Here is a 1234-nt window from a genome sequence, read left to right as displayed (position 1 = left end):
GAAGTTATTACTTGAACATACTTCTGATATAGAAAAAAGAGAGGCTATGATCCATACACAAAATGACCAAGCTTTTGTTAATGCTGTTTTATATGGTCATGTGGAAGTATTGAAGTTATTATTTGAACATATTTCTGATATAGAAAAAAGAAATGCTATGATCCATGTGCGAAATGATGAAGCTTTTATTGATGCTGCTTCGAGAGGCCATGTAGAAGTATTGAAGTTATTACTTGAACATACTTCTGATATAGAAAAAAGAGAGGCTATGATCCATGTGCGAAATGATGAAGCTTTTATTGATGCTGTAAAAAAAAATCAAAATACTGTCTTCAATTATTTAATTTTTTTAATTCCAAAAGAAAACTTATTGCCCTTCCTAACCGATAAAATATTACCTAGAGTACCTGCAGAACGTGAGAAAATCATCCCATATTTGTATATTAGTGAATACTTTTCAATCGCGAAAGGGATAAGTAACCTACAGCTTATATGTAAAAATTTCCTTTCATATTTTGAAGGAAATTCTGAAAACCAGGAAAACTTTAAACTTCCAAACGAGATTATTTCTTATATATTTTGTACGGCATTAGGAGCAGCTAATCCACAACAATTAAAAATAATAGAAGAGATAAAAAGTGAAGTAAATGAAGAAAGTAAGTCTGATGTTGCTAGTAGTATAATAAAAAACATTAACAATAGAGTTAGGTTCATTGATAAAATCTTACAATATGAAAAAACAGCTGTGATAAGTAGAGCTTAGAATAAGTCTATTACCAAAGCCGGAGGGCTCTGATACCATGTTTAAAGTCAAGAGTGGAAGAACAAAAGATTAGAGAAATTGTATAAGATAAGGCACTACATTTGCTATAGCGTTTAAGTTGGTTATGCGCTTATCTGCTATATATTTTGCGGAGCGTGAAGGATCGCCCGACTAGGGGTAATAAGAGGTTTGGCCGGGGATCCTGGTTAAAAAAAGGACAGCATTGCGTGATCGTTCAGGTTATTCAGTAAATGGCCCAGTGTTAGAGAACGTGCAAAAACGGAACTCTGGCGTTGAGCTCCTTAGTTTGTGCAGGTTCCAAGGCTTACCGTTTATGAGTAAGTAATAGGAAAATTATCAAAAATAGCATTCTTTTATTGTTTATTAAGTTCCTTTCTGATAAGTGTGATGTTTATTAAGGGTATTATAAATATTTATGTGGAAATGTGGCATAAGGCTGTAGTATGCTAT

The 1234-nt window shown here is 33.0% G+C and carries 1 protein-coding gene; it reads left to right on the top strand.

What is annotated here, in order from left to right; translation table 11 throughout:
* Positions 1–763: ankyrin repeat domain-containing protein (locus tag NF27_RS10865; RefSeq protein WP_039459616.1), on the top strand; the 763-nt coding region annotated here is incomplete at its 5' end.
* Positions 764–1234: the final 471 nt, after the last annotated feature.

Source organism: Candidatus Jidaibacter acanthamoeba (genome assembly GCF_000815465.1).
Lineage (GTDB): Bacteria > Pseudomonadota > Alphaproteobacteria > Rickettsiales > Midichloriaceae > Jidaibacter > Jidaibacter acanthamoebae.
The sequence above is the reverse complement of the archived record's forward strand: the minus strand, read 5'-3'. Positions and strand labels throughout refer to the sequence as shown.